At 67.3% G+C, this 25778-nt stretch carries 27 protein-coding genes; 14 read left to right on the forward strand and 13 right to left on the reverse strand.

What is annotated here, in order from left to right; genetic code table 11:
• Positions 1-38: 38 nt before the first annotated feature.
• Positions 39-851, forward strand: coding sequence for a DUF72 domain-containing protein (locus tag ACSQ3O_RS00060; RefSeq protein ID WP_436137399.1), 813 nt, complete (start codon positions 39-41; stop codon positions 849-851).
• Here ACSQ3O_RS00060 and ACSQ3O_RS00065 read toward each other — a convergent pair.
• Positions 829-1131: an acylphosphatase gene (locus tag ACSQ3O_RS00065; RefSeq protein ID WP_436137400.1), complete on the reverse strand. Its 303-nt coding sequence runs from the start codon at positions 1129-1131 to the stop codon at positions 829-831. The genes ACSQ3O_RS00060 and ACSQ3O_RS00065 overlap by 23 nt on opposite strands.
• 69 nt (positions 1132-1200) lie before the next feature.
• Between ACSQ3O_RS00065 and ACSQ3O_RS00070 the strand changes: the two genes are divergently transcribed.
• Positions 1201-1473 (forward strand): ATP-binding protein, encoded by a 273-nt coding sequence (locus ACSQ3O_RS00070; RefSeq protein WP_436137401.1) that lies wholly within the window; start codon positions 1201-1203, stop codon positions 1471-1473.
• Between the two features lie 146 nt (positions 1474-1619).
• On the opposite strand, the gene ACSQ3O_RS00075 is transcribed toward ACSQ3O_RS00070, so the two are convergent.
• Complete coding sequence (locus ACSQ3O_RS00075; protein WP_436137402.1) at positions 1620-2924, reverse strand: M48 family metalloprotease; 1305 nt, start codon at positions 2922-2924, stop codon at positions 1620-1622.
• Positions 2925-3218: 294 nt separating this feature from the next.
• Here ACSQ3O_RS00075 and ACSQ3O_RS00080 point away from each other — a divergent pair, with 294 nt between their 5' ends.
• Together ACSQ3O_RS00080 and ACSQ3O_RS00085 are read left to right on the forward strand one after the other, a co-directional pair.
• Positions 3219-3971: a M48 family metallopeptidase gene (locus tag ACSQ3O_RS00080; protein WP_436137403.1), complete on the forward strand. Its 753-nt coding sequence runs from the start codon at positions 3219-3221 to the stop codon at positions 3969-3971.
• Between the two features lie 280 nt (positions 3972-4251).
• Positions 4252-5643, forward strand: coding sequence for a homoserine dehydrogenase (locus ACSQ3O_RS00085; RefSeq protein ID WP_436137404.1), 1392 nt, complete (start codon positions 4252-4254; stop codon positions 5641-5643).
• 102 nt (positions 5644-5745) lie between these two features.
• On the opposite strand, the gene ACSQ3O_RS00090 is transcribed toward ACSQ3O_RS00085, so the two are convergent.
• Both ACSQ3O_RS00090 and ACSQ3O_RS00095 read right to left on the reverse strand, forming a co-directional pair.
• Positions 5746-6381: an FMN-binding negative transcriptional regulator gene (locus tag ACSQ3O_RS00090; RefSeq protein ID WP_436137405.1), complete on the reverse strand. Its 636-nt coding sequence runs from the start codon at positions 6379-6381 to the stop codon at positions 5746-5748.
• Positions 6382-6383: 2 nt separating this feature from the next.
• The gene (locus ACSQ3O_RS00095) at positions 6384-6863 is read right to left on the reverse strand and encodes an OsmC family protein (RefSeq protein WP_436137406.1); all 480 of its coding nucleotides are present in this window, start codon (positions 6861-6863) and stop codon (positions 6384-6386) included.
• A 67-nt stretch (positions 6864-6930) separates the two neighbouring features.
• On the opposite strand from ACSQ3O_RS00095, the gene ACSQ3O_RS00100 reads away from it, so the two are divergent.
• Positions 6931-8373 (forward strand): PLP-dependent aminotransferase family protein, encoded by a 1443-nt coding sequence (locus ACSQ3O_RS00100; RefSeq protein WP_436137407.1) that lies wholly within the window; start codon positions 6931-6933, stop codon positions 8371-8373.
• Between the two features lie 32 nt (positions 8374-8405).
• Here ACSQ3O_RS00100 and ACSQ3O_RS00105 read toward each other — a convergent pair whose 3' ends face one another.
• Positions 8406-9506 carry an MBL fold metallo-hydrolase gene (locus ACSQ3O_RS00105; RefSeq protein WP_436141051.1) on the reverse strand — a complete coding sequence of 367 codons (1101 nt, stop codon included), beginning with the start codon at positions 9504-9506 and terminating at the stop codon, positions 8406-8408.
• 120 nt (positions 9507-9626) lie between these two features.
• Here ACSQ3O_RS00105 and ACSQ3O_RS00110 point away from each other — a divergent pair, with 120 nt between their 5' ends.
• From ACSQ3O_RS00110 to ACSQ3O_RS00120, 3 genes are all read left to right on the forward strand, one after another.
• Positions 9627-10325: a TetR/AcrR family transcriptional regulator gene (locus ACSQ3O_RS00110; RefSeq protein WP_436137408.1), complete on the forward strand. Its 699-nt coding sequence runs from the start codon at positions 9627-9629 to the stop codon at positions 10323-10325.
• Positions 10326-10426: 101 nt separating this feature from the next.
• Positions 10427-11005 (forward strand): gamma carbonic anhydrase family protein, encoded by a 579-nt coding sequence (locus tag ACSQ3O_RS00115; protein ID WP_436137409.1) that lies wholly within the window; start codon positions 10427-10429, stop codon positions 11003-11005.
• Between the two features lie 139 nt (positions 11006-11144).
• Positions 11145-13022 (forward strand): B12-binding domain-containing radical SAM protein, encoded by a 1878-nt coding sequence (locus ACSQ3O_RS00120; protein ID WP_436141052.1) that lies wholly within the window; start codon positions 11145-11147, stop codon positions 13020-13022.
• A gap of 211 nt (positions 13023-13233) precedes the next feature.
• Here ACSQ3O_RS00120 and ACSQ3O_RS00125 read toward each other — a convergent pair whose 3' ends face one another.
• Positions 13234-14604: a hypothetical protein gene (locus ACSQ3O_RS00125; RefSeq protein WP_436137410.1), complete on the reverse strand. Its 1371-nt coding sequence runs from the start codon at positions 14602-14604 to the stop codon at positions 13234-13236.
• Between the two features lie 170 nt (positions 14605-14774).
• Here ACSQ3O_RS00125 and dinG point away from each other — a divergent pair, with 170 nt between their 5' ends.
• Both dinG and ACSQ3O_RS00135 read left to right on the forward strand, forming a co-directional pair.
• On the forward strand, positions 14775-16937 hold the full coding sequence (dinG, locus tag ACSQ3O_RS00130) for an ATP-dependent DNA helicase DinG (RefSeq protein ID WP_436137411.1): 2163 nt from the start codon (positions 14775-14777) through the stop codon (positions 16935-16937).
• 50 nt (positions 16938-16987) lie between these two features.
• Positions 16988-17344: a zinc ribbon domain-containing protein YjdM gene (locus ACSQ3O_RS00135; protein WP_436137412.1), complete on the forward strand. Its 357-nt coding sequence runs from the start codon at positions 16988-16990 to the stop codon at positions 17342-17344.
• On the opposite strand, the gene ACSQ3O_RS00140 is transcribed toward ACSQ3O_RS00135, so the two are convergent.
• Both ACSQ3O_RS00140 and ACSQ3O_RS00145 read right to left on the reverse strand, forming a co-directional pair.
• Complete coding sequence (locus tag ACSQ3O_RS00140) at positions 17316-18398, reverse strand: M28 family peptidase (protein WP_436137413.1); 1083 nt, start codon at positions 18396-18398, stop codon at positions 17316-17318. The genes ACSQ3O_RS00135 and ACSQ3O_RS00140 overlap by 29 nt on opposite strands.
• 77 nt (positions 18399-18475) lie before the next feature.
• Complete coding sequence (locus ACSQ3O_RS00145) at positions 18476-19897, reverse strand: serine hydrolase domain-containing protein (protein WP_436137414.1); 1422 nt, start codon at positions 19895-19897, stop codon at positions 18476-18478.
• Between the two features lie 161 nt (positions 19898-20058).
• Here ACSQ3O_RS00145 and ACSQ3O_RS00150 point away from each other — a divergent pair, with 161 nt between their 5' ends.
• The 4 genes from ACSQ3O_RS00150 to ACSQ3O_RS00165 all read left to right on the forward strand — a co-directional run bounded on the left by ACSQ3O_RS00150 (position 20059) and on the right by ACSQ3O_RS00165 (position 22265).
• Positions 20059-20670 carry a 3'-5' exonuclease gene (locus tag ACSQ3O_RS00150; RefSeq protein WP_137747429.1) on the forward strand — a complete coding sequence of 204 codons (612 nt, stop codon included), beginning with the start codon at positions 20059-20061 and terminating at the stop codon, positions 20668-20670.
• 177 nt (positions 20671-20847) lie between these two features.
• On the forward strand, positions 20848-21429 hold the full coding sequence (locus tag ACSQ3O_RS00155; protein ID WP_436137415.1) for an NnrU family protein: 582 nt from the start codon (positions 20848-20850) through the stop codon (positions 21427-21429).
• Between the two features lie 78 nt (positions 21430-21507).
• Positions 21508-21771, forward strand: a complete 264-nt coding sequence (locus tag ACSQ3O_RS00160; RefSeq protein WP_056643594.1) for a DUF3297 family protein — start codon at positions 21508-21510, stop codon at positions 21769-21771.
• Entirely contained in the window at positions 21768-22265 is a 498-nt protein-coding gene (locus tag ACSQ3O_RS00165) for a ribonuclease HI family protein (RefSeq protein ID WP_436137416.1), read from the forward strand. Before ACSQ3O_RS00160 ends, ACSQ3O_RS00165 begins: the two co-directional genes overlap by 4 nt.
• 21 nt (positions 22266-22286) lie before the next feature.
• On the opposite strand, the gene ACSQ3O_RS00170 is transcribed toward ACSQ3O_RS00165, so the two are convergent.
• From ACSQ3O_RS00170 to ACSQ3O_RS00190, 5 genes are read right to left on the reverse strand one after another with little or no spacing between them, the layout of a single operon-like run.
• Positions 22287-22814 (reverse strand): GFA family protein, encoded by a 528-nt coding sequence (locus tag ACSQ3O_RS00170; protein ID WP_436137417.1) that lies wholly within the window; start codon positions 22812-22814, stop codon positions 22287-22289.
• A 48-nt stretch (positions 22815-22862) separates the two neighbouring features.
• Positions 22863-24155 (reverse strand): RNA polymerase sigma factor, encoded by a 1293-nt coding sequence (locus tag ACSQ3O_RS00175; RefSeq protein WP_436137418.1) that lies wholly within the window; start codon positions 24153-24155, stop codon positions 22863-22865.
• Between the two features lie 6 nt (positions 24156-24161).
• Positions 24162-24569 (reverse strand): VOC family protein, encoded by a 408-nt coding sequence (locus ACSQ3O_RS00180; protein WP_436137419.1) that lies wholly within the window; start codon positions 24567-24569, stop codon positions 24162-24164.
• Between the two features lie 60 nt (positions 24570-24629).
• Complete coding sequence (locus ACSQ3O_RS00185) at positions 24630-25166, reverse strand: SRPBCC family protein (RefSeq protein ID WP_436137420.1); 537 nt, start codon at positions 25164-25166, stop codon at positions 24630-24632.
• Positions 25167-25199: 33 nt separating this feature from the next.
• The gene (locus ACSQ3O_RS00190; protein WP_436137421.1) at positions 25200-25616 is read right to left on the reverse strand and encodes a YciI family protein; all 417 of its coding nucleotides are present in this window, start codon (positions 25614-25616) and stop codon (positions 25200-25202) included.
• Positions 25617-25778: the final 162 nt, after the last annotated feature.

A 25778-nucleotide genomic window follows, 5' to 3' on the forward strand; every position in this document is an offset into this window, starting at 1 on the left:
TACAGTGGCCGCTCCGTGGACTCTCAAAGGACACCGCCGTGGACACCTCTGCCCGCACCCGCCAGAGCGAGATCAGCGCAAGCCATCGGCACATCCGCGTCGGCATCGGAGGCTGGACCTTCGAGCCCTGGCGCGGCAACTTCTACCCTGCGGGCCTGGCCCAGAGCAAAGAGCTGCAGTACGCCAGCCGACAGCTGACTGCCATTGAGGTCAACGGCACCTACTACAGCACCTTCAAGCCACCCACCTTTGCCAAGTGGCGTGATGAAACTCCCGAAGGCTTTGTGTTCTCACTCAAGGCGAACCGCTTTGCGACCCACCGCCGTGTGCTGGCAGACGCGGGCGATTCGATCGCGCGGTTTGTCGACAGTGGGATCTCGGAACTGAAGCACAAGCTCGGGCCCATCGTGTGGCAGTTCGCGCCCACCAAGGCGTTTGATCCGGGCGACTTCGAGGCCTTTCTGGCCCTGTTGCCACGGCAGGTGGACGGCCTGCGGCTGCGCCACGCGCTGGACGTGCGCCACCCGAGTTTTGCGACGCCAGCGTTTGTGGCGCTGGCGCGCCGGTATGGCTGCGTGCCTGTGTGCACCGACTCCGACCAATTTCCGGCCATCGCGGATGCAGAGGCCGACTTTGCCTACCTGCGGCTGATGCGTGGCCAGAGCGACGTGCCCACGGGCTACACCCAGGATGCGATTGCGCAGTGGGCGCAAGGCGTGCGCACCTGGGCCAGCGGCGCGCGGCCACGCGATGTGTTTGTGTACTTCATCAACGGTGCCAAGGAGCGGGCGCCTGCTGGGGCAATGGAGTTGCTGCGGCAGCTGGGCGCTACACCGTCTCGCGCTGTGTGAAGCGCTGCGGCGCCTCGCCACCATCGGGCACGTTGCCCACCACCACGCGGTCCACACGCGCATGCTCCGGCCCCTGGTGCGCCCAGTCGATGAGCGCCAGCACGGCGGGTTCCGGGCCCCAGGCGCAGGCCTCCACGCGGCCATCCTCGCGGTTGCGCACCCAACCCGTCACGCCCAGGCGTTCCGCGGCCTGCACCATGGACCAGCGGTAGCCCACGCCCTGCACATGGCCGGTGATCAACAGATGGCGGGTGACGGTGGAATGGAGTTCTGCGTTCATGGCGGCACTGTAACGCGTGCCTTGTGCAGTGCACGCGCCAGCGGCACACTGCCCACAACACGACGCGCCATGTCCACCACAACCCCCAAGGCCCTGCCCACCATCGACCCCCAGCGCTGCACCGGCTGCGGCTGGTGTGTGGCGGTGTGCCCGCCGCATGTGCTGTCGCTGCAGGTGTTGGGCACGGGGCCCTGGGGCCCCAAGTGCTCCACCCTGCACGACGCGCCGGGCTGCACCGGGTGTGCACTGTGTGCGGTGCGCTGCCCGTTCGATGCGATCCGCATGGTGCGTGTAGGGGCTGCTGGTAAAGCCATGCACGACGGCCCGACTGAGGCGGGTTAACGGGTACGGGCTCGAATCCAGGGCAATCCCTTTTTCAGGTCATACAGCTGCAGCGCCTCATTCACACTCGCCGCCGCCTTCCAGGGCATGGGCATGGTGCGTACAGAGGCGAGAGCAGCGCGCGCCAGCCAAGCACCAAGCCCTTCTTACTTCACCGCATGCGATGCCAGACGCTCGTCGATGGTGACGGGCGCAGCGGCACCTGCCGCAGGATGGATCGGTTGCGCCATCGCGCGCTCCAGGTGGTCCAGCCGCAGGCGACTTTGGGGATGCGCGTCCGCAAACTGCAGATCGCTGTCACCCAATGCGTTCAGCTGCACCAGTGCAGACACGAGACCGAACGGGTCCAGCCCGGCACGCGCAGCCAGCACCACGGCCTCGCGGTCGGCAGCGTGCTCGGCCTCAGCGCCCAGACCCAGTGTGTGGGTATGGCGGGCCAGTGCCGTGAGGCTGGGAGACACCTTGCCGCTGCGTGCCGCGCTGTGCATGGCGCGCAGGTGGTGCCTGGATGCGACGTGGGCAATCTCATGCGCCAGGATGCCGGCCAGCTCGGCCTCGTCTGCGCAACGGTCCACCAGGCCACGGGTCAGAAACACGTAGCCTCCAGGGGTGCTGTAGGCGTTGAAGTCCGATTCATCCACCACCACGAAGGTCCATGGAAGTTGTGGGCGGCTCGACTGCAGACTGACCCAGCGGCCCAGAAGATTGACGTAACGCTGCATCTCCGGCGCAGGGTCCAGCGGCTTGCCTTGCAGCAATAGCGCAGCCATCTGGCGGCCCAGTTCGATCTCTTGCGCCTCAGTCAGGCTGTCCGCAGACTGCAGCAAGGCATTCATCGCACTGTGGGTATCTGCTGCGGCCGGAGCAGCTGCCGAGGCCATGCTGGAGGCTGCTTCTGCCGCGGCGGCGAAATGCGTCACAGGCAACGCATCTACCCGGCGTGGCTGCAATGCCGCCGCAGCAGCAAAGGTGCGCGCCTCATTGGCCGTCACGCGCATGCGGTCCGCCTGGCCCATGCCCTGACTTTGCGGCGCACCACGTCCGCTTGCACCCACAGACTGCGACACATTGCCTTCGCCCAGACCGCGGATCCCCACGGTGGACGTGGACACAGCGGTAGAGCCAACCCCACCCAACGGGTTACCCACTGCGCGCAATGCGCTGGCTGCGGCGTTGTCACGCGCTGGCGTGCCGATGTCGAACATGTGGATCCAGCCCGTGGCTCCAGACTCGGCACGGACCTGTACCCAGGCCCCCTGGCGCTGTGCGGTGCGCGTGACCTTGGCACTTGCAGCCAGGTCTGCCAACGCGCTACTGGTGTCCCCCGGTGCGGCGCGCAGCTGCGTCGCACGCTTGATCATTGCTTCTTCTTGGGCCTGGGCCATGCCCAAAAAACCAAGAAGCACCAGGCTGCCGGTGAATGCACGGCTGCCGCTGCGTAAGTCCACCATTTTTTCTCCCTCTCTTGGATGCTTCACACGGATGCGATGTCCGCGCACAACTTTCTGCGGCGCGCATTGTTATGGATTTCGGCAGGCCGGGCAAACCATGGACGCAGAAGGACGTGACTATTCACTGCGGCACGAAGCGGCCACAAGAAAAACAGCAGCTGGGCATGACAAAGTTCACACATCGTTACCTTGGTTGCATTCAAGGTGTCAACGCCAGCATTGGCTTTATGTACATTTCGCTCGCCTGCTGTAAGGGACAGCTTGTACGACCCACTTCAAATAAGACTTTTACCAATGAATCGCCGCGACCTGATCACTCTTGCAACACTCGCCTCCGGCATCAGCGCCGTTTCTCCCGTGTGGGCCCAGTTCAACTTTGGCAAAGCGCTGGAGGCCGGGCAGGACCTGGTGAAAGCCGAGTCCATCACCGACGAAGAACTCAACAAGTACTTTGACCAGGTGACTGTGCAGATGGACAGCCAAAGCTCCGTGGCCCCCGGCAGCAACGCCTATGCCAAACGCCTGACCAAGATGGTGACGGGTCTGCAGACTTACGATGGATTGCGGTTGAACTTCAAGGTCTATGTCACACCGCAGATCAATGCGTTTGCCATGGCCAACGGCACCATCCGCGTGTACTCGGGGCTGATGGACGCTTTCACCGACGATGAGGTTCGCTATGTCATCGGTCACGAAATCGGTCACGTCAAGAGCGGTCACTCCAAAGCACGCATGCAGGCGGCACTGCGCACCAGCGCACTGCGCAAGGGTGTGGAGTCGAGCAACACGCGCGCAGGCGCTCTGGCCAGCACAGAGCTGGGCAATCTGTTCGAGAAAGTGATCAATGCCCAGCACTCCCAATCCAATGAGCGCGAGGCAGATGACTATGCGCTGAAGTTCATGAAGGCGCGAAAATACAACCCGCAGGCCTGCGTGACTGCACTGGAAAAGCTGGCTTCTTTGTCCGGCGATAACTCCAGCAGCTTCCTGTCCACCCACCCGGCACCGAAGGACCGCGCCAGCCGCCTGCGGGAACAATTGGCCTGACAAACCGCCTGGGTTACACTGCGCGCTTCATGTCGTATACCACCGTCCCCTCCACCGCACAAGCCGCTGCCTTCCAAGGCATGGGCATGATGCTGTGCGCGTTCACGCGGGCACTGGGTGCACGAATGATTACCACCATTACCGCCGCGGCCACCTGAGCACGCGCAGGTGGCCGTTTCGGCAGCCACCTGGTGATCGCTCTCTTCTCCCCCAAGACGAATGCACGAAACCCAGCTCTGGCAGCTGGGTTTTTTTGTTTGTTCGTTAGCCGGAGAAGTCCATGTACCGCGATCCCGTCCAGTCCCTTGAAGCCCCATCGTTGCCGTCGTCCGCCACGGCCATGCGCCCCCTGCGCGTGGGCATGATTGGCATTGGCACCGTGGGCGCAGGCACCTTCCGTGTGCTGGCGCGCAACCAGGCGCTGATTGCAGGCCGTGCGGGTCGGGGCATCAAGATGGTGGTGGTCTGCGCCCGCAGCCTGGCCCGCGCGATGAGCGTGGTGGGCAAGGACGTGGCCCTGACCAATGACCCGATGCAGGTTGCCACACACCCCGACGTGGATGTGCTGGTGGAGGCCGCTGGCGGCACCGGCCCCGCGCGCGACTGGGTGCTGGCCGCCATCCGCGCGGGCAAGCATGTGGTCACGGCCAACAAGGCGCTGCTGGCCGAACATGGCAACGAGATCTTTGCCGCCGCGCGCCAGCACGGCGTGGCCGTGGCGTACGAGGGCGCGGTGGCGGTGAGCATCCCCATCGTCAAGGCGCTGCGCGAAGGCCTCACGGCCAACCGCATTGAGTGGGTGGCGGGCATCATCAACGGCACCACCAACTTCATCCTGAGCAAGATGCGCGACGAGGGCGTGGGCTTTGCCGAAGCACTGGCCCAGGCCCAGACGCTGGGCTATGCCGAGGCAGACCCGACGTTTGACATCGAGGGCCTGGACGCGGCGCACAAGATCTCGCTGCTGGCAGCCAATGCGTTTGGCATGCCCTTGCGTTTTGCCGATGCGCAGGTGGAAGGCATCACCGCACTGCAGGGCCTGGACGTGGCTTGCGCCGAGCAGCTGGGCTATCGCATCAAGCTGCTGGGCGTGGCCAGGCGGCGCAAGGATGGCGAGGTGGACGGCGTGGAACTGCGCGTGCAGCCCGCGCTGGTGCCCGCGACGCACTTGCTGGCGCATGTGAACGGATCGATGAACGCGGTGATGGTCAAGGGCGATGCCTCGGGCGTGACGATGTACTACGGCGCGGGTGCGGGGTCGGAGCAGACTGCCTCGGCCGTGATTGCCGACCTCGTGGATGTGGCGCGGCTGCAGGGCACACACGCTGCGCAGCGTGTGCCGCACCTGGGGTTCCACGCCGACGCGGTCAAAGACAGCCTGGCTGTGCTGCCGCGCGCCGCCGTGCACACGCGCCACTACCTGCGTGTGCCCGTGCACCAGGCCCAGCAGATCGAGGCCGTGGGCGCCTGGCTGGCGGCGCAGCAGGTGCCGGTGCTGCGTGTGGAGCTGGCGTGCGAGAAAACTGCACCTGCGGGCGCGGGCCCGCAGGTGCTGGTGCTGACGGACGCAGTGGCGCAAAGCACCGTGGACCTGGCCGTGCACGCACTGGCCGCACACCCGGCCGTGGCCGGGCCCGTGGCGGCGCTGCGGGTGGAGATGCTGGAAGGGTGAACGGGGTCGCCGCGGTGGGAGAAATATGAACAAAAATGGCCGTTTGCGCGCGTCCATCAAGCGCAAATAGCTACACATTTCATAGCATCATCTCTACACCGCTCAGGCCATCAGTCCGCCCAGCACCAGCGCCGCCATGTCCTCGGCTGCGGGTGTGCCTTCGGCCATGAGGCCCTGCACCACGCCTGCGCGGTCGGTGTCGGTGCGGTTCTGGCTCACCTTCCAGATGCCCTCCCAGCGCTCCACGGCCAGCTCGATGCCCACGATGGCGCGCAGCAGCTTGTCGATGTAGTCGGGCGGGGCATCGTCGATGCGCCAGGGCTCGGGGCGGTGGGCTTCGTGGCGCTCGCTCAGGGTGTGCAGGATGGCGCGCAGGCGCACCGGGTCGTCCACCGCGCTCAGGCGGCCATGCGCATGCACGGTGGCGTAGTTCCAGGTGGGCACCTGCTTGCCGTCAAGCGCCTTGGACGGATACCACGAGGGCGACACATAGGCCTGCGGGCCGTGAAACACCGCCACCGCCGCCTGCGGCAGCAGCGGCCACACGCCGTTGGCACGGGCCACATGGCCGATCAGCGTGCCGTGCGAGCCGCGCGCGGGGTCGAGGTACAGCGGGATGTGGTTGACGTGCAAAGCGCCCTCAAACGCAACCACCAGCGTGGCCAAGGGTTGAGCATGCACCAGTGCGTGCAGAGTGGTGGGGTCGGTGACTTGGAATTGCCGGTTGGGGTTGGCCATGGTCAGGCGCCTTCCACTTCGAGCACGGGCGCGCAGTCGATCTGCGTCTTGACCGAATTGGCCAGAAAACACGATGCGTGCGCGCGGTGGTGCAGGTCGTCCAGCTGCGCAGCACTGGGCGCGTGGGCCGCATCAAAGCATGTGACGGGGCGCAACTGCACGTGGGTGACGACCAGCTGGCCCTCAGCGTTCTTTGCCATGGTGCCCACGGCCGCGTCGGTGTAGCGGTTGAGCCGATAGCCCGCGCGGCTGGCGAAGTCCATGAACCACAGCATGTGGCAGCTCGACAGCGCGGCGACATAGGCTTCTTCCGGGTCCACCGCCGCCGCATCGGAATACGGCAACGGCACCACATGGGGCGACGACGACGCGGCCACGGTGGCCCCGCCATCGAACTGCCAGCTGTGGGCACGGTGGTAGCGCTTGTCCAGAAAATCGTCGGTGCCACGGGTCCAGGTGATGGTGGCGAGGTGCTCGGCCATGGTGGGAGGTCTTTCTACAATGGTTCTTCAGTTTATGGCGATGCAGCCCCATCAAAGGAACCAATTCATGCCAATTGCCAGAGCCAATGCCCCCGGCAGCCACCCCGGCCTGCTGCGCCAGCAGGTGTATGAGCAATTGCGCAGCGCCATCGAGCAGGGCCGGTTGCCTGCAGGCATGCGCCTGCCGCCATCGCGCGAGCAGGCGGGCAGCCTGGGGGTGTCGCGCAACACGGTGCTGTGGGCCGTGCAGCGCCTGCAGGCCGAAGGCTATGTGGAAGCGCGCGTGGGCGACGGCACCTATGTGTCGCAGGCAGCCGGCACGGCCCCCGCGCAGGGGCTGGTGGCGCCACCCCGGGGGCTGTCGCGGCGCGGGCAGCTGATTGCCGACACAGCGGCGCGCTGGCGGCCACCGCATGTGGCGGCGCGTGCATTTCGCATCGGCGCGCCCGAGGTGGAGACCTTCCCCTTCGCGCTGTGGGACCGCCTGGCGCGCCGGGCCAGCCCCGGCCAGCGCAGCGCCCGCGCGCAGTATCTGGACCCTGCGGGCGACCCCGACCTGCGCCAGGCCATTGCGCTGTGGCTGTGGGCCTCGCGCGGCATCCGCTGCGATGCGGCGCAGGTGGTGGTGTGCTCGGGCTCGCAGCAGGGAATCGACCTGATCGCGCGGCTGCTGCTGGACGTGGGCGACGAGGTGCTGGTGGAAGACCCCGGCTACCCCGGCATCCGCGCCAGCCTGCTGGCCCATGGTGTTCAGGCGCGGCCCGTGGCGCTGGATGCGCAGGGCCTGTGCATCGCCGAAGGCGCCGCGCAATGGCCCGGCGCGCTCATGGCCGTGGTCACGCCCACGCACCAGTTCCCCACGGGCGTGTGCATGGGCCTTGCGCGGCGCCAGGCCCTGCTGCAGTGGGCACGCACCCACGATGCCTGGGTGGTGGAAGACGACTACGACGGCGAATTCCAGTACGGCAGCGCGGCGCAGCGTGTGCCCGCACTGTGCAGCCTGCCGGGCTCGGAGCGGGTGCTGTACGTGGGCACTTTCAGCAAGACGCTGCACCCCGGCCTGCGCCTGGGTTTTGTGGTGGTGCCGCCCGCGCTGGTGGAGGCCTTTGCCATGGCCCGCGCGATCACCGACCGGCACGCGCCGGGTGATACACAGGCGGTGCTGGCGCGTTTTATTGCCGAGGGCCATTTGCTGCGCCACCTGCGCCAGATGCGCGAGCTGTACCAGGAGCGTCAACGCATCCTGATCCATTCGCTGGCTGGTGCCAGCGATGGCGCCCTGCGGCTTGCTCCCAGCGACCGGGGCATGCACCTGCTGCTGGAAAGCACGCCAGGCAGCGACGACGAGACCCTGAGCCGCAAGGCGCTCACGGCCGGGGTGATGCTGGCGCCGCTGTCACGCTACGCGATGCAATCGCAGCGGCGCGGCTGGCTGTTTGGCTACGCGGGCTACAGCGAGGCCGAGATTGTGGGCGCTGCGCGTATGGTGGCGCGGCTGGCTCAGCTTTGAGACAAGGCCTTTGAAGCAAAGGCCTTGGTGCCTCAGGATTGCGCCGGTACACGGGCAGCCACGCCCTGGCCCTCGGTCATCACCGCAGGGCGCGCCTGCGGCTGGGGGCCCTTCCACCACTGCTGCGACAAAGCAGGCTGGCGGATGTCCAGCCGCTCGCCCATGACCGGCGCCACCAGCGGCACGCCGGCTTTCGCAGCCAGGGCGGTGATGCGGTCGAACGGGTCCGTCCAGGCGTGCAGCGCCAGGTCGAAGGTGCCGTTGTGGATGGGCATCATGTGGCGGCCCTTCACGTCCAGGTGGGCCTGCAGGCTTTCCTCGGGCTGCATGTGCACGTCGGGCCACTGGGCATCGTAGGCACCGGTTTCGATCAGGGTCAGGTCGAACGGGCCATAACGCTCGCCAATGGCCTTGAAGCCGTCGAAATAGCCAGTGTCGCCACTGAAGAAGATGCGGGTGTCATCGGCCTGGATCACCCAGGACGCCCACAGCGTGCGGTTGCCGTCCGACAGGCTGCGGCCCGAGAAATGCTGCGCGGGTGTGGCCACCAGCTTCACGCCCGCGATGGTGGTGCCCTGCCACCAGTCGAACTGCTGCACCTTGGCAGCAGGCACGCCCCAGCCGATGAGGCGATCACCCACACCCAGCGGCGTCACAAAGTGCGCCACCTTGGGGGCGAGCTTCTGGATGGCGTCGTAGTCCAGGTGGTCGTAGTGGTCGTGCGAGAGCACCACGCCGGTGATGGGCGGCAGCTCGTCGATGCTGAGCGGCGGCGCATGAAAGCGCTTGGGGCCCATGAAGGAGAACGGCGAGGCACGCTCGGAAAACACCGGGTCGGTCAGCCAGAACTGGCCCTGCAGCTTGAGCAGCAGGGTGGAGTGGCCCAGGCGCCACAGGCTCCGATCGGGGGCCTGGAGCAGGTCCGCCTGCGTGAGCGGCAGCACCTGGGGCGGCTCTACGGGCACGGCGTCGGCGGGTTTTTCGGTCATGAAGCGCCACATGATGGCCAGGGTCTTGCCCAGACCCGGCGCCTGGCGTGGCGCCGCGTTGTGGAACTTGCCTTCGGTGTACTGGGGCGACTGCTCGTACGAGCTGGCCGGCAGGGTGGTGCAGGAAAGAATGCTGTAGGCCATGGCGATCAGGACAGTGAGGAGTACGAGGATTCGGAGCATGGAAGTGCCCTTCGGAAAATTACACTGCACAGTGTAGTTCACTTTTCAAAAAAGTAAACTACCCGGTGTAAAATTTTGACTATGACCGAGGCTCCCATCGTTCCCCCCACCCGCCTGACCGACCGCAAGCGCGACGCCATCGTGCAGGCCGCCATTGCCGAGTTCCGCGAACATGGTTTCAGCGGCACCAGCATGGACCGCGTGGCCGCAGCGGCCGATGTCTCCAAGCGCACGGTGTACAACCATTTCCCCAGCAAGGAAGAGCTGTTCGAGGCTATCCTGTGGCGCCTGTGGGACCGCAGCCATGCCGAGGCCGACATTGCCTACGACACCCAGCGCCCACTGCGCGCGCAGCTGCTGGCCGTGCTGGAGCAGAAGATGGAGCTGCTCAACGACACCAGCTTCATCGACCTCTCGCGCGTGGCCATCGCCGAGATGATGCACACGCCCGAGCGCGCCCAGGCCATGGTGGCGCGCCTGTCCGAGAAGGAAGAGGGCCTGCCGCGCTGGATCCGCGCCGCCCAACAGGACGGCGCCCTGCGCGCAGGCGTGGACCCACAGTACGCCGCCCACCAGCTGCACGGCATGGTCAAGTCTTTTGCCTTCTGGCCCCAGCTGGCCATGGGGCGGGCGCCCCTCACCGCCGCCGAGCAGCAACAGGTGCTGGGCGATGCGGTGGACATGTTTCTGGGCTTCTACGCAGTGCGGCCCGCCGTGGAGACCACCCGCGCCGCAGCGACCCCTGCCAAGCGAGCGGCCCGATCGACCAAGCCCCGCTGACCACACCCATCGTGCCTGCCAGGCACCTGGGGTGTCGGCCCCCGGCAACTGCACTACGCTCGCCACCACCCCTTCGTTTCTTCTTCCCGAGCCCCTCACCCATGCCCATCGCCCCCTACCTCGACACCCAGCCCACGCTCGACACCGGCGTTTTCATCCACGATTCCGCCCAGGTCATCGGCGACGTCACCCTGGGCCGCGACAGCTCGGTGTGGTGCAACGCCGTGCTGCGGGGCGACGTGAACCACATCATCGTGGGTGCCTGCAGCAATGTGCAGGACCTGACCATGGGCCATGTGTCGCACCGCAACGCGGCCAAGCCCGAAGGCTCGCCGCTGGTCATCGGCGACTACGTGACCATCGGCCATTCGGTGATCCTGCACGGCTGCCGCATCGGCAATGAATGCCTCATCGGCATGGGCTCCATCGTGATGGACGACGCGGTGATCGAAGACCGCGTGATGCTGGGCGCGGGCAGCTTGGTGTCGCCCGGCAAGGTGCTCGAAAGCGGCTACCTCTACATTGGCCGCCCCGCAGTGCGCCAGCGCGCACTGACCGATGCGGAGATTGCGTACCTCAAATATTCGGCCGAACACTATGTGCGGGTAAAGAACAACTACCTGACGGGCACGCCCCAAGCGGCTGCCGTGCCCCCTGCGCCCCCCGCCCACCAGGGATAAAGCCGGGCCGGGATAATCGGGGGTTCCACGACCTCGGCGGCGGCACCGCATCGCCCCATTGCCTGTTTTCACCATGTCTGTCGTCGCCCCCCCCTTGCCTGCTTCACCTGCCCAGCGCGTGCTCTCCGTCATCCCCCCGATGACGCAGCTGAACACGCCATACCCCTCCACCGCCTACCTCACGGGATTCCTGCGCTCGCGCGGCATGACGGCGGTTCAGGAAGACCTGGCACTGGCGCTGGTGCTGCGCTTGCTCTCGCCCGAAGGTCTGAAGGCCGTGGCCGCCAAGGTGGACGCACTGCCCGCCAAAAAGCAGAGCCCCGCCGTGCAAAGTTTTGCGGCGCAAAAGGACCGCTACCTCGCCACCATCGGCCCCGCCATTGCCTTTTTGCAAGGCCGCGACAGCACGCTGGCGCACCGCATCGTGGGCCGCAACTACCTGCCCGAGGGCCCCCGGTTTGCCACGCTGGATGTGTATGTGGACGACGAGGGTGGCGACCCGCTGGGCTGGGCCTTTGGCGCGCTGGGCCTGACCGACAAGGCCAAGCACATGGCCACGCTGTATTTGAACGACCTGGCCGACGTGCTGCGCGACGCGGTGGACGAGCGCTTTGAGTTTGTGCGCTACGCCGAATCACTGGCAGGCAGCCAGCCCACGTTCGACCCGCTGGCTACCGCACTGGCTGCGCCGCCCACGCTGGTAGACGAGATGCTGGAGCAGCTCACACACGAGGCCATCGCCAAACACCAGCCCACCGTGGTGCTGCTGTCGGTGCCTTTCCCTGGCTCGGTGTACGCCGCCTTCCGCATCGCGCAGGCCATCAAGGCACGCTACCCACACATTGCCACCGTGCTCGGCGGCGGTTTTGTGAACACCGAGCTGCGCGAGCTGGCCGACCCGCGTGTGTTCGACCACTTCGACTACGTGACGCTGGACGCGGGCGAGCGCCCGCTGCTGGCGCTGCTGGAACACCTGCGCGGCGAGCGCGGCCGCCAGCGGCTGGTGCGCACCTTCGTGCGCGGCAGCGATAACGAGGGCGGCGCGGTGCAGTACATCAACATGATGGAAGCCGACATCGCCTTCGCCGAGGTGGGTACACCCACCTGGGACGGCCTGCCGCTGGACCGCTACCTGTCGCTGCTGGACATGCTCAACCCCATGCACCGGCTGTGGAGCGATGGGCGCTGGAACAAGCTGACGGTGGCGCACGGCTGCTACTGGAAGAAGTGCAGCTTCTGCGACGTGAGCCTGGACTACATCAGCCGTTACGAAGGCGCCAGCGCCGAGGTGCTGGCCGACCGCATCGAGCAGATCGTGCGCGAGACGGGGCAAACCGGCTTTCATTTTGTGGACGAAGCCGCACCGCCTAAGGCCCTCAAGGCCCTGGCCACGGAGCTGATTGCGCGCAACGCAGGCATCAGCTGGTGGGGCAACGTGCGGTTTGAAAAAACCTTCACGCCCGACTTGGCCGAGTTGATGGCCGACAGCGGCTGCATCGCCATCTCCGGCGGGCTGGAGGTCGCATCGGACCGGCTGCTCAACCTCATGAAAAAAGGCGTGTCCGTGGACCAGGTGGCGCGCGTGACCAAGGCGTTCACCGACGCGGGCATCCTGGTGCATGCGTACCTGATGTACGGCTTTCCCACCCAGACGGTGCAGGACACGGTGGACGCGCTCGAATACGTGCGCCAGCTGTTCGCCAACGGCTGCATCCAGAGCGGCTTCTTCCACCGCTTTGCCTGCACCGTGCATTCACCCGTGGGCAAGAACCCCGAGGAGTACGGCGTGACGCTGGCACCGCTGCCGCCGGGTGACTTCGCCAAGAACGACGTGGCCTTCATCGACCCCACGGGCGTGGACCACGACGCGCTGGGCGCGGGCCTGAAGAAGGCCATCTACAACTACATGCACGGCATCGGGCTGGAAGAGGACGTGCGCATGTGGTTTCCGTTCAAGGTGCCCAAGACCACGGTGCGGCGGGACCGGATTGAGCGGGCGCTGCGCGAGCGGGGGTAAACGCGGCTCAAGGCGACGCTGGCGTCTCCGTCAGCAAAGTTGAGGCAAAAAATGGCCTTACCGCCTGATGGATAAGCGTTAATAGCTATTGATTTAATAGCAATCAACGTCTGGCCTGCGTGCCCTTTCCGGGACTGCCTGGGCGCATCTTGCAACTTTGGGCGCGCGTGGTGTTCACGCGCCGTTCGGTGCAGGCGTGCGGAGCCTGCTGTCACCAGTACAGCCACCGCTCCAGCGCATTGAGCACGATGATCACGATCACGCCGAGCAGGAAAAGGATCGCCTTGCGGCGCGCCTCCGGGCTCACCACCAGCTTGTAGACCGTGTACGCGGCGAGCGTGCCCACAAAAGGTGCTGCGATGGCGGCCCCGGACATGATGATCGCGCCGAGCTTGCCCCAGCCGTCGGTCCCGCCCATGGTCCAGATGGAACGCAAGGCGATCGCGCTCGGAATGGCCAGCCCCAACCACAGCACCCAGGACGCCACCGCCACGCTGACGTGGTGCGCGATCAGGCCATAGAGCGCCAAGGCGCCCAACACCCCGACCCAGAAGATCAGCCGCTTGAGCCAGAGCGGCTGGGGCTCGGCAGCGCGGCGTGCGGCAGCGGCTTCCTGGGCCTTGCTAGCCGCTGCGGCCGCCGCCTGGGCGCGTTGTTGTTGCTGCTGGTTCTCGGCGGATTCACGGAGGCCGCGCAGGAAGCCATCCACCGCCGGGTTGTCCACCTGCACAAGGATACGGACGGTGCGCGACAGGGCCTGGTCGTGCTGGGGAATGACGGTCTGCAGTGCCGCCCCCTGGCTGAACCAGTGCCCCATCTGCGCCCGCCAGCTGACGCCAGCGGGTGGCAGCCCATAGCCGCCCTCAACCGCACTGCAGAGGTAGTGCTGGGTGCTTTGCGGCGGCACCAGCTGGCGCGTGCTGTAGCGGGGCAGCGCGCATTGCATCAGCGGCGCTGCGGGCTGCAGGCCGGGGCGGCCCAGCTGCAGCGCGAATTCCGGCAGGGGCAGGGGTTCGGCCAGCGCGTTGCGCACGCCCAGCCACAGGTACAGCCCCCGGGGCCGCCCATCCTGCGCCCGCCGCACCCACAAGCCCGGCCCCTCCTGCACCAGCTCGGCCCCCAGCGCATCCAGCTCGGGCGGGCGGGGCACCTCGGGGCCATCGCGGTCCCATTCGGCCCGCAACTGCTTCGCCTTCAGGATGGTGGGCCACACGGCCCGCGCGCGGCGCTCCAGAAAGTAGGGGTCCAGCTCCCGGCCATGGGCGATGGCGGCTTCGATGCTGCTCCCGGCCGGTGTTGGCGCACCTTCCAGCGCCCGCAGCCAATCGTCTGCCAAGGCCAGCCGCAGATAAATCGCATCCGCCCCCTGGCCCACGGCCTCGGCCGCGCGTCCCCAGGCAAACCGTGCCGGGTCGGTGGGAAGCACTTGCTGCGCGAGCAAGCGCTGGCGCTCCTGGGTTTTGTCTGCCTGCGCCACCGCTGGCGGCGTTTTGGTTTGCGCCCTGGCCCCCCCGCTGGCCACCAGGCAGATCACCAGAGCCGCCCAGCCTAGCCATTGCGCCAGGGCTTGCTGCCACGCCATGGTCCCGTGCCGGCCAAGGCCTGCAACCTGCGCTGTTCTCCCTCGCATCGCATCCCCTTTTTAGGTGTCGTCGTGCGCGGATTGTGGGGCCAAGGGGCGGCCACAAGACCAGAATTTGGCCCCACCGCACGGTCGGCGGCCAGGCCGTCTGGAGCATGCGACACTACTGTATGTCTCAACAGGTGTGGGCCGCGCAGGCCCTTGAATCTTTCGATGCGGTGGTGCAGGCCACCGAGGGTTTTCGCAGCCGCACTGGCCAGCGGCTGATGGCCGAACAGGTGGCGCGCACGTTCAGCAGCGCCACGCTGGGCAAGGTGGATGAAGAAAGCGGCGAGCCCGCACCCACCCGCTCCATCGCCGTCATCCAGGCGGGCACGGGTGTGGGCAAGTCGCTGGCGTACTGCGCGCCCGCCATTGCGCTGGCACTGTCGCGTGGCACGCGGGTGTTGATCTCCACGGCCACGGTGGCGTTGCAGGAGCAGTTGGTCAACAAAGACCTGCCCGCACTGGCCGCATTGATGCCACAGCCCTTCAAGTTTGCGCTGGCCAAGGGGCGCGGTCGCTATGTGTGCAAACTCAAGCTCGACCGCCTAGCGGGCACGGGCGAGGCAGAAGAAGAGGCCGACGACGACCTGTTTGCCGAGGAAGAAGCCGCCGCCCGCGCCAAGCGCCCCCGGCACGAGACCGAGGCGCGCATCCAGTTCTATTCCACGATGGCGCAGACGCTGTCGAAGGGCGCGTGGGATGGTGACCGCGACAGCCTGGATACGCCGCCCGAGCCCGAGGTGTGGAGCCCCGTGGCGGCCGAGGGTGCCTCGTGCACCGGCAAGCACTGCCCGGCCTTCAGCCAGTGCACCTACTACGACAAGCGCAAGGAGCTGGTGGGTGCGCAGGTGATCGTGGCCAACCACGACCTGCTGCTGTCGTCGCTGGGCGCGCGCGTGCTGCCCGAGCTGGACAACTGCCTGTTGGTGCTGGACGAAGCCCACCACCTGCCATCGACCGCTTTGGATCAATTCGCGTGCAGCATGGACCTGTCGCGCATCACCTGGATCGAGCGCCTTGCCAGCCGGGGCCTGCGCATCGGTGCGCTGCTGGAGGTCGAGGAGATTGCCGACATCCCCAAGCACTCGGCCCAGCTGCGTCAGACGTTGCAGGACCTGGCGCGCATCGTGATGGACGTGTACGGCGCCCAGCTCAAAAGCCAGCCCAGCGCCTGGGGCCCGGCGCGCGTGCGTGTGCCACGGGGCGAATTGCCCGAACAGCTGATTGCGCCGCTGGGCCTGCTGGCCGCGAGTGCCGAGGGCTTCCTCGACGCCCTGCGCGCCATCAGCAAAGCCCTGCGTGCCGAGATGCGCGACAAGCCGGAAGAGGCCAAGCGCCTGTCCACGCTGTACGCGCAGATCGGCATGCTGGCCCCGCGCCTGGAAGAGCTGCACGCCACCGCGCAGCTGTTGCTGCAGGACGCGCCCGAGGGCGCGGTGCCGGCAGCGAAGTGGTTCACGCTGGAGGTGGATGGCGACTTCATCGTGGTCAAGGCGCATGCCAGCCCCATCCTGCCCGGCACCACGCTGCGCAACCACCTGTGGAGCGCAGTGCGCGGCGCGGTGCTGACATCGGCCACGCTCACCAGTTGCGGGCACTTTGACTTTTTCCTGCGCGAGGCGGGCCTGCATGGCGATGAGGCCACCACCACGCTCGAAGTGCCCAGCCCCTTCAACTACGCCGCGCAGGGCACGCTGATTGCGGCCGAGACGCGCGCCGACCCCAAGAACGCAGCGCAGTTCACCACCGAGATGGTCGATGCGCTGCTGCACGACATTGCCCGCGTGGAATACGGCGCGCTGGTGCTGTTCACCTCGCGCGAGCAGATGCGCCAGGCCGTGGACGCACTGCCCACCGCCATGCGCAGCGTGGTGCTGGTGCAGAACGCACTGCCGCGCACGCAGCTGCTCAAGCGCCACCGCGAGCGCGTGGACAACGGCGAGCCCTCGGTCATCTTCGGCATGCAGTCGTTTGGTGAGGGGCTGGATTTGCCGGGGCGATTGTGCGAATCGGTGTTCATCACCAAGCTGCCCTTTACCCCGCCCGACGACCCCGTGGGCGAGGCCCGCGCCGAGTGGCTGCGCGCCGTGGGCCGCGACCCGTTCAGCGAACTGGTGGTGCCCGCCACCGCCATCCGCCTCGCGCAATGGGTGGGCCGCGCGATCCGCACCGAAGAAGACCAGGCCCATGTGTACTGCTACGACAAGCGCCTGGTGCGCACCAGCTACGGGCAGCGCTTGCTCAAGGGCTTGCCGCCGTTTGCGCTGGAGCAACGCGCGCCGCTGTAGCCGCTGTACAGTCGCCAGCCCTTGTCACCACCACAACCAGAAAGAAAACCATGCCCCACACCGTGCCCGCCTGCCCCCAATGTGGCCTGCAGAACACCTACCCCGACGGCAGCAACTACGTGTGCCCCGACTGCACGTTTGAGTGGCCGCAAGTGGCCGATGCTGCGGACGCCGATGCACCCGAAGGCGACGGCGTGGTGCGCGACGCCAATGGCAACCCGCTGGCCGATGGCGATGCCGTGATCCTGGTGAAGGACCTCAAGGTCAAGGGCTCGTCGTCCACGCTCAAGAAGGGCACCAAGATCAAGAGCATCCGCCTGGTCGATGGCGCCGACGGCCACAACGTGGACTGCAAGACCGACCTGGGCAGCATGCTGCTCAAGTCGGAGTTCTTGAAGAAAGCCTGACCGAGCGGCTGAGCCCGTTCAGCGTGGCGACTGCGCAAGATCGCGCACCCCCCCCCTCCAGGCCCTGCACCACACGGGCCAGCCGGTCGTAGTCCACCTTGTCGGGCGTGTCCTCGCGCGTGTGGTAGTGCGGGTAGCGGTAGGGGGCAGTGTCGGTCACCATCAGCGCGGGGTAGCCCGCGTCGATGTAGGCCGCGTGGTCTGAATAGTCCACGCCGGGGATGAAACGCGGCGCCGCAATGCCTTCGGACGGAAACGCCGCATGCGAACGGAACGACCGGACCACCCGGCGCGCCAGCCCCAGGTCCGGCGTGGTCGCGACGAAGGAAATGAAATCACCCTGCGAGGGGTAGAACTGGTTCAGCGGCCAGGGGTACTTTTGGGACCCTGGTGCGCCCGAGTAGTACCCCATGGTCTCCAGCGACAGCATCGCCACCACCGGCGCCCCACGGGCCCGCAAGCCCTGGGCGTGCACCTGGCTGCCCATCTGCGGGGTCTTGAAAAAGGGCGGCTCTTCGTGGGTGTAGAGCACAAATATCACATCCGCCTGCGCGGTGGTGCCCAGGCTCTTGAGGCCTTTGGCCAGCGCCAGCACGGCAGCAGTGCCCGTGGCGTTGTCGTTGGCGCCGGGTGTTTCGTGCGCCGAGTCGTAATGGGCACCGACCACCACCAGGCGCTGCCCCGGCACGCTCTGGCTGGGCACCGTGACCTCCAGGTTGCGCACCACCGCACCGCGCGCCTTGAACTCCTCGCGCCGGACTGGGTAGCCGTACGACGCCAGCTCCGACTCCAGATAGGTCGCCACGGCCTCCAGGGCGGCAGGGTGCTGGGCGTTGTGCTCCTGCGCGGCAATCACCGCCACATGCTGGCGCAACTGCTGTGCCAGCGCCTGCTGCTCGGCGGTGGCCGGCGGAAGCTCGCCACGGTGCGAGCTGCCGGGCATGGTGGTAACCGCCAGGATGGCGGCCAGCAGCAGGCCCAGCACGGCGGCGAGGACGCCGGTGATGCGCAGCAGGCTGTGCCCCAGGCGCAGGGCGATCTGTGAAATTTTCATGGCGTCGTATTCACCGGCACTGCGTGCCTATTCCCCAATGCCCCATTGCCCCGTTGCGTATCCCCAGGGAGCATCCATTACTTTGGCGAAGCACTGCGACGCGGGCGCGCCTTGCGATAGCGGCGGGTGGCCTCGGCCAGCATCGCGTCCTTGGGCAACAGCTGGGTGCCGCCCACCCACAGCTCGGTGGCGGCGCCGCTGGCGTCGCGCACGCGCCGCACTGGCTGGCCCGGGCTGGCGTAGGCCGAGGCTTTCTGCACCACCCCGGTGTCACGCCCGGTGACGGCCAGCTCGGTGGTGGCGGTGTTGAAGGGCACGAACATGGCGGGCACCACCTGGCACACCACCTTGCCCATGGGCACCAGGTCGCTCGCCCCCCACAGGCTCCACCAGCGCCCCGCCCAGGCGGCTTCCTTTTTGCCCGGCGCACCATGCTGCTGGAACGCAAACAGGATGCTGGCAATGCCTTCCACCCACTCGGTGGACAGACCATCCTGCGCGTTGGTGAGCACGGACACCGTCAAATCAAGCGCGGGGTAGCGCGCCGTGCGCGACAAGAACCCCTGCAGGCTGCCGGTGTGGCCCATCCATTCGCGCGGGCCCGGCGCGCTGAGCATGGTGCCCAGGCCGTAGTGGGACTCGAGCAGGTTGCAGGGGTCGCGCCAGCGGCGCTGGGCCATCTCGCGGCGGCTGGCGGGCGAGAGGATGCTGTGCGGGCTGTCCGGCGCCAGCTGCGAAAAGAAGCGGGCCACGTCCGACGCGGTGGACACAAACCCGGCCGCCGGGGCCATGGCGTCGCACGGGTTGTCGCCCGGCACGATCAGGCGCTGGCCGAACGGAAACTCGCTGCTGTGGCCCACGGCCATGGGCGCACGCCGGGGCAGGTGGGGCATGTCGGGCGCGGTCTCTTCCAGGCCTGCGGCGGTAATCACGTGGCGCTGCATCCAGGTGGCGTAGTCCGTGCCGGTCACCTGCTCCATCATCAGCCCCAGCAGGCCGTAGCCGTGGTTGGAATACTTGAGCTGCACGCCCGGCTCCAGCGGCGGCTTGGCGCGCAGGTCCGCCAGCAGCTCGGTGCGGGAGAGATACGGCCGCCGGTCCAGAAACTGGCCGGCATCGGGGCCATCGCGCGTCACGCCCGCGCTGTGCGACAGCAGCTCGCCAATGCGCCCCCCGGCCAGGTCTTTGTGCAGGCCATCGACATAGCGGCCAATGGGGTCGTCCAGGCCGACCTTGCCCTGCTCGCGCAGCAGCATGACGCCCGCTGCGGTGAAGCTCTTGGAGTGCGAGGCAATGCGCAGGCGGTGCCGGGGCGTGAGGGCTTGGTGGGTGCGCATGTCGGCCACGCCCAGCGCCAGCTCCGCCACCGTTTCGCCGCCGCGTGCAATGGCCACGGAGCACCCGGGCTGGCGGTAGCGCTCCAGTTGCAGGTCCAGCCATTGCGGCAGGTAGTCCAGCGCGGCGTGGAGCCAGGCGGGTGGGGTGGCGTTTTTCTTCATGGCTTGCTCGGCTCCATGCATCCAGAAACAGGGTGGGGCAGTGTAGGCCACGCACTTTGGTGGGCCTGCGGACACACAGGCACGAAGGGCAAACAAGATTGCAGGGCAGGTGCGGCGGCACAATCCTTTCTTTTTGCTCCTTCCTTTTTGCACGCAGGCCCATGTCCCCCATCGCCGTCATCGACTTTGAAACTACTGGCGTCTCGCCCGGCCAGGGCGCACGTGCGACCGAGGTGGCCATCGTGCTGCTGGAGGGCGGCCAGGTGGTGGACCGGTTCCAGAGCCTGATGAAAACCGGGGTGTGGATTCCGTCGTTCATCACCCAGCTCACCGGCATCACCAACGCGATGGTCAACGCCGCGCCCGACGCGGCCGGGGTGATGCAGGACGCCGCGCGTTTTGTGGGCGATGCGCCCATGGTGGCGCACAACGCGGCGTTCGACAGCAAGTTCTGGCAGGCCGAGCTGGCGCTGGCGGGGCTGCCCGCACCGCAGCCGTATGCGTGCACGGTGCTGCTGTCGCGGCGCCTGTACCCCGAGGCGCCCAGCCACAAGCTGGGCACGCTGGTGGACTACCACGGCCTGCCGCGCACAGGCCAAGCCCACCGGGCGCTGGCCGATGCCGAGATGGCCGCCGCGCTGCTGGCCCGCATGCAGCACGACCTGCGCACGCGCTGGCGCGTGGCCGAGCCCAGCCATGCGCTGCTGCAAACGCTGCAGCGCTGTGCCAAACCGGCCGTGGGGGCGCTGCTGGCGCGGCACGCGGCGGTGTAGCCACGGCCCGCACGGAGCGCACCCATCCACGCTTTGATACTACTAATTTGATAGCTATCAGGGCATGATGGACGCGCGCAGAAGGCCTTTTTTATTCAAATTTCTTGCATACTGGGACTGCCGCAGCCCGGTGCCGGGTGGCTGCGCCCACAACAACCCCCGATGAAAGGTCTTGCCATGGGAATTCTGGTTTTGGGACTGGTGCTGTTTCTGGGTGTGCACTCGGTGCGCATCGTGGCCGATGGCTGGCGCACACAGACGCTGGCGCGCATGGGCGAGATGCCGTGGAAAGGGCTGTATTCGCTGGTGTCGGCCGCGGGCCTGGCGCTCATCGTCTGGGGCTATGGCCTGGCGCGGCAGCAGCCCGTGGTGCTGTGGGTGCCGCCCATCGGCATGCGGCACGCGGCGGCGCTGCTCACGCTGATCGCCTTTGTGCTGCTGGCCGCCACCTATGTGCCGCGCAATGCCATCAAGGCCCGGCTGCACCACCCCATGGTGCTGGGCGTGAAGGTGTGGGCGCTGGCGCATGTGTTGTCCAACGGCAACCTGGCCGACGTGCTGCTGTTTGGCTGCTTTCTGCTATGGGCCGTGCTGAGCTTTCGCGCCGCGCGCCAGCGCGACCGGGCGCAGGGCACTGTGTACGCGGCGGGCAGCGCTGCGGGCACGGCAGCGGCTGTGGTGGTGGGCGCCGTGGCCTGGGCGGGCTTTGCGTTCTGGGCCCATGCGTGGCTGATCGGCGTGGCGCCGCTGGGGCGGTGATCGAACGCCGGGACGACCCGCACCGCAAATGCCGGAGAATCCGCGCTTTGCGTTTTTTCCTTTCTCGCTGAGACCTCTATGACCGAAGCCACCACCCCCAACACCCCCGCCCAGCCGCCCCTGCCCGACCACCTGTCGGTCAACCCCCGCAGCCCGCACCATGTGGCCGCCGTGTTCGAGCACGACATCGGCATCCGCCTCAATGGCAAGGAGCGGTTTGATGTGGAGGAATACTGCATCAGCGAAGGCTGGGTGAAGGTGCCCGCCGGCAAGACGCTGGACCGCAAGGGCCAGCCGCTGCTCATCAAGATCAAGGGCACGGTCGAAGCGTTCTACAAGTGACCGCTGCACGGGCGGCCGCGCCGCTCGCTCCTGGTGCCTGGGTAATCCACTGTGATGGCAGTGCCTGGCCCAACCCCGGTCGCATGGGCCTGGGGGCGGTGCTGACGAGCCCCGACGGCACCGTGCAGCACCAGATCTCCGAAGCCACCACCTTTACCGGCTGCAACAACGAGGCCGAGTTGCGCGCGCTGATGTTGGCGCTGCAGTGGCTGGCGCAGCAAGGCATCACCACATCGAGCCCGGTGCAGGTGTTCAGCGACAACAGTGTGCTGGTGGAGCAGTTGGGCGGCCACCCCAAGGCACCCATCGCGCGGCTGGCGACGCTGTTTGACGAAGCACGCGGGGCACTGCGGCAGTTCGCACAAGCCCAGGTCCTGTGGATTCCCCGCCACCGCAATGGCGCGGCCGATACGCTGGCGCGCGCCGCCCTGGGGCTGGCACCCAAGGCCGCCACGCCGCAGGGGCAGACGCTCAAAAAGCGCCGCAAGCGCTGAGCCCGCGCCCGGCACGCGCCATCAGACCGGATCGAGCCCTGCAGCCGCCCGGTAGGCCTGGATGCGCGGCAACAGCGCCTGGCGACGGGCGATGCTTTGCGCAGGCCACAACCCATCGCGTTCGTAGTACTCCGCCACGGCGGGTGTCCCCGGCGGCAGCACCACCCAGGGCTGTTTGGAGGCCGTGAAGATGTGGATGTCCGGCGGCAGGTGGTCCGGCACATCCAGCGTGCCCACGCGCACAAAGGCCATGAGGGGCCCCGCGCCTGCGTAGTGGCTCCAGACCGCCACCTGGCAGTGCGGGCACCGCGCAATCTTTTGGCCCATACCGCTTTCTGACGGGGTGTGCACCATCGCCGGGACACCTGCGAGCAGTTCCACGCGGTCGGCCTCGATCATCGCGTTCAGCGCAAAGGCTGCGCCGCTTTCGCGCTGGCACCAGCGGCAGTGGCAGCAGTGCACAAACAGCGGAGGCGTGAGCAGGCGGTAACGCACCTGGCGGCAGGTGCAGCCGCCTTCCAGCGGGTACTCAGGGACAGGGTGGGGCATAGCGATGGTGTCCTTGCAGCGGGGTGAGGGTGGGCGCAACACCGGCCTTCAGCCGCAGGCACGGGCCAGCAGCAGCGCCTTTTCCTGCGCGTTGCGGGTGAGGCTGGCCGCGCGCTCGAATTCGGCACGCGCTTCATCCCCCCGGCCCAGCTTGGCCAGCAGGTCGCCGCGCACGCTGGGCAGCCAGTGGTAGTGGCGCAGCAGGGGGTCACCCGCCAGCGCATCGACCAGCGCCAGCGCGGCTGCGGGCCCTTCGGCCATGCCCACGGCCACAGCGCGGTTCAGCGCCACGACGGGGGAGGGCGCCACCTGCAGCAGTGCGTCGTACAGCGCCACGATGTGGGGCCATTCGGTGTCTTGCGCCTGCCGCGCGCGTGCGTGGCAGGCGGCGATGGCGCCCTGCAGGGCGTACGGCCCCCAGGGCTTGCCGGCGCGCGCCAGCTGCTCGGCCTTGTCGAGGGCCGCCAGGCCCCGGCGCACCAGCAGGTGGTCCCAGCGCGCGCGGTCCTGGTCCATCAGCAGCACGGGCTGGCCTTGTGCGTCGGTGCGTGCGGGCAGGCGCGATGCCTGGATTTCGAGCAGGGCCACCAGGCCCTGCACTTCGGGCTCGTCGGGCACCAGGCTGGCCAGCACGCGCACCAGGCGCTGGGCCTCGCCACACAGCGCAGGGCGCATCCAGTCGTCGCCCGCCGTGGCGGCATAGCCTTCGTTAAAGATGAGGTAGATCACCTCCAGCACCGACGCCAGGCGCGGCGCACGCTCGGCCGCGCCGGGCACCTCAAACGGCACATGGGCGGCCGTGAGGCTGCGCTTGGCGCGCACGATGCGCTGGGCCACGGTGGGCTCGGGCACCAGAAAGGCGCGTGCGATTTCGGCCGTGGTGAGGCCGCCCAGCAGCCGCAGCGTGAGGGCCACGCGCGCCTCGGTGGGCAGCACGGGGTGGCAGGCGGTGAAGATGAGGCGCAGCAGGTCGTCGCCGATGTCGTCCTGCTCGGCGTGCATGAGGGTGTCCACCACGTCGGGCGCGTACTGCGCCTCCAGCGCTTCGAGGTCGTGGCCCAGAGCCTCGTTTTCGCGCTGGTGCAGCGCCTGCTGGCGCAGGTGGTCAATGGCGCGGCGCTTGGCGGTGGTCATGAGCCAGGCGGCGGGGTTGGCGGGCAGGCCGGTGGTGGGCCAGTGCTCCAGCGCGGCCAGCAGCGCGTCCTGCGCCAGTTCTTCGGCCCGGCCCACGTCGCGTGTCATGCGCGCCACGCTGGCGATGATGCGTGCGGCCTCGATGCGCCACACCGAGTCGATGCTGCGGTGCAAGGCATCGCGGTCGGGCAGGGCAGATTCGTGCATGCCCTCTTAGCCCAGGGCCTGGCTGGCATCCACCATGTGCACAAACTCCCAGGTGTGGCCATCGAGGTCGTCAAAACTGCGCGAGTACATGAAGCCCAGGTCCTGCGCCGGGCGCGGGGTGGTGCCGCCAGCGGCCACGGCCTTGTCCACCAGCGCATCGACCTCTGCACGGCTTTGGCACGAGAAACACACCAGCACTTCGGAGGTCGTGCGCGCGTCGGCAATCGCTTTGTCGGTGAAGGTTTGGTAGAAGCTCTTGACCAGCAGCATCACGAAGAGGTTCTCGCCCACCACCAGGCAGGCGCCCTGGTCGTTGGTGAACTGGGGGTTGAACTCGTAGCCCAGAGCGCGGAAGAACGCCTGCGAGCGGGCCATGTTCTCGATGGGCAGGTTCACGAAGATCTGTTGGTGCATGAAGTGCTCCTGAAGAAAGGGGAAGGTATAGGGAAACGCGGGGTTTGCAAAGAAGGGGGCTCAGGTCGCGGGCTTTTGCGCCACGGCCTGCAGGTAGGCCAGGCCGTCCTCGAAGTCCTGCCCCACCATGCGGTCCATGTTGAAGAACAGGTGGGCGATCTTGGCGAGGTAGGGCACCGGGCCCTGCATGGCCCAGGTCACGCGGGTGGCGCCGGGGCCCTCGGGCAACAGCGTGAATTCAACCTGGTTATGGGCTTCGAACGGAGCCACAAAATCGAGCTTCATCGCCACGCGCGCCGGGGCGGTGGCGTCCACGATTTCCATGCTGCCGGTGCCCACCTTGTCACCCTGCCAGGCGTAGCGTGCGCCGGGGCCGGTGGTGGTGGCGCTGTATTCGCCCTGGATGGCGGGGTCCTTGCGTTCGTAGGGGTTCCAGGTGTTGAACTGGCGCAGGTCGTGGATGAGCCCGTACACCCGCTCAGGCGATGCGGAAATCACCCGGCTGCGTTCCACGCGGAAAGTGTCGGGGCGCGTGGCGGCATAGGCCAGCAGCAGGGCCAGGGCGGCGAGCAGCACGAGGGCAATGGTCTTGATCATGGTGGGGTCTCCTGTGTCATAAGGCGCCAGGGCTCAGCCGCGTGCGGCGTCGAGGTCGCGAAAGCGCTGCACGGCCTCGCCGGGTGCGAAGTCGTCCAGTTCAAAAACCGGGCGCACTTCAATCTCGGTCTCCAGGCCCTCGCCGCGCGGGTTGGGGAAACGGCGCGCCCATTCCATGGCCTCTTCGCGGGAGCGTACCTGGATCAGCGTGTAGCCCGCCAGCAACTCCTTCGTTTCGGTGAAAGGGCCATCGACGACCGTGCGCTCGCCCGCCTTGCCGTAGCGTACCCGCCAGCCCTGGGCGCTGGCCTTCAGGCCCACGCCGTCCAGCAGCACGCCCGCGCGGGCCAGTTCTTCGTGGTAGGCGCCCATGGCGGCAAGCAGGTCCTCGCCGGGCATGGCACCGGCTTCGCTCTCGGGGCTGGCTTTCACCAGAATGATGAATCGCATGGCAGATCTCCTGTGGGGGTGGTACACGCTGCGCAGAGACGGGAGGGGAAGGAAGAATTTCTCTGCGCTCATCCTCCACGACGGGCGACCAAGCGCGAAATCGACACGGGTTTCGAAAATTCAGGGTTTGTACTTAGAAAATTTTCATTCCCAATGAAAAAC

Origin of the sequence: Acidovorax sp. LjRoot74 (genome assembly GCF_964254355.1) — a bacterium.
In the GTDB taxonomy this organism is placed as follows: Bacteria; Pseudomonadota; Gammaproteobacteria; order Burkholderiales; family Burkholderiaceae_C; genus Acidovorax.

Excerpts from the sequence above, each read along its gene's own strand:
- dinG (WP_436137411.1), top strand. The coding sequence starts at position 14,775 with ATGTCTCAACAGGTGTGGGCCGCGCAGGCCCTTGAATCTTTCGATGCG.
- ACSQ3O_RS00125 (WP_436137410.1), bottom strand. The coding sequence starts at position 14,604 with ATGGCGTGGCAGCAAGCCCTGGCGCAATGGCTAGGCTGGGCGGCTCTG.
- ACSQ3O_RS00065 (WP_436137400.1), bottom strand. The coding sequence starts at position 1,131 with ATGAACGCAGAACTCCATTCCACCGTCACCCGCCATCTGTTGATCACC.
- ACSQ3O_RS00100 (WP_436137407.1), top strand. The coding sequence starts at position 6,931 with ATGCCAATTGCCAGAGCCAATGCCCCCGGCAGCCACCCCGGCCTGCTG.
- ACSQ3O_RS00135 (WP_436137412.1), top strand. The coding sequence starts at position 16,988 with ATGCCCCACACCGTGCCCGCCTGCCCCCAATGTGGCCTGCAGAACACC.
- ACSQ3O_RS00120 (WP_436141052.1), top strand. The coding sequence starts at position 11,145 with ATGACGCAGCTGAACACGCCATACCCCTCCACCGCCTACCTCACGGGA.
- ACSQ3O_RS00160 (WP_056643594.1), top strand. The coding sequence starts at position 21,508 with ATGACCGAAGCCACCACCCCCAACACCCCCGCCCAGCCGCCCCTGCCC.
- ACSQ3O_RS00185 (WP_436137420.1), bottom strand. The coding sequence starts at position 25,166 with ATGATCAAGACCATTGCCCTCGTGCTGCTCGCCGCCCTGGCCCTGCTG.
- ACSQ3O_RS00070 (WP_436137401.1), top strand. The coding sequence starts at position 1,201 with ATGTCCACCACAACCCCCAAGGCCCTGCCCACCATCGACCCCCAGCGC.
- ACSQ3O_RS00115 (WP_436137409.1), top strand. The coding sequence starts at position 10,427 with ATGCCCATCGCCCCCTACCTCGACACCCAGCCCACGCTCGACACCGGC.
- ACSQ3O_RS00090 (WP_436137405.1), bottom strand. The coding sequence starts at position 6,381 with ATGGCCAACCCCAACCGGCAATTCCAAGTCACCGACCCCACCACTCTG.
- ACSQ3O_RS00190 (WP_436137421.1), bottom strand. The coding sequence starts at position 25,616 with ATGCGATTCATCATTCTGGTGAAAGCCAGCCCCGAGAGCGAAGCCGGT.
- ACSQ3O_RS00175 (WP_436137418.1), bottom strand. The coding sequence starts at position 24,155 with ATGCACGAATCTGCCCTGCCCGACCGCGATGCCTTGCACCGCAGCATC.
- ACSQ3O_RS00170 (WP_436137417.1), bottom strand. The coding sequence starts at position 22,814 with ATGCCCCACCCTGTCCCTGAGTACCCGCTGGAAGGCGGCTGCACCTGC.
- ACSQ3O_RS00110 (WP_436137408.1), top strand. The coding sequence starts at position 9,627 with ATGACCGAGGCTCCCATCGTTCCCCCCACCCGCCTGACCGACCGCAAG.
- ACSQ3O_RS00095 (WP_436137406.1), bottom strand. The coding sequence starts at position 6,863 with ATGGCCGAGCACCTCGCCACCATCACCTGGACCCGTGGCACCGACGAT.
- ACSQ3O_RS00180 (WP_436137419.1), bottom strand. The coding sequence starts at position 24,569 with ATGCACCAACAGATCTTCGTGAACCTGCCCATCGAGAACATGGCCCGC.
- ACSQ3O_RS00150 (WP_137747429.1), top strand. The coding sequence starts at position 20,059 with ATGTCCCCCATCGCCGTCATCGACTTTGAAACTACTGGCGTCTCGCCC.
- ACSQ3O_RS00155 (WP_436137415.1), top strand. The coding sequence starts at position 20,848 with ATGGGAATTCTGGTTTTGGGACTGGTGCTGTTTCTGGGTGTGCACTCG.
- ACSQ3O_RS00075 (WP_436137402.1), bottom strand. The coding sequence starts at position 2,924 with ATGGTGGACTTACGCAGCGGCAGCCGTGCATTCACCGGCAGCCTGGTG.
- ACSQ3O_RS00145 (WP_436137414.1), bottom strand. The coding sequence starts at position 19,897 with ATGAAGAAAAACGCCACCCCACCCGCCTGGCTCCACGCCGCGCTGGAC.
- ACSQ3O_RS00140 (WP_436137413.1), bottom strand. The coding sequence starts at position 18,398 with ATGAAAATTTCACAGATCGCCCTGCGCCTGGGGCACAGCCTGCTGCGC.
- ACSQ3O_RS00105 (WP_436141051.1), bottom strand. The coding sequence starts at position 9,506 with ATGGCCTACAGCATTCTTTCCTGCACCACCCTGCCGGCCAGCTCGTAC.
- ACSQ3O_RS00085 (WP_436137404.1), top strand. The coding sequence starts at position 4,252 with ATGTACCGCGATCCCGTCCAGTCCCTTGAAGCCCCATCGTTGCCGTCG.
- ACSQ3O_RS00080 (WP_436137403.1), top strand. The coding sequence starts at position 3,219 with ATGAATCGCCGCGACCTGATCACTCTTGCAACACTCGCCTCCGGCATC.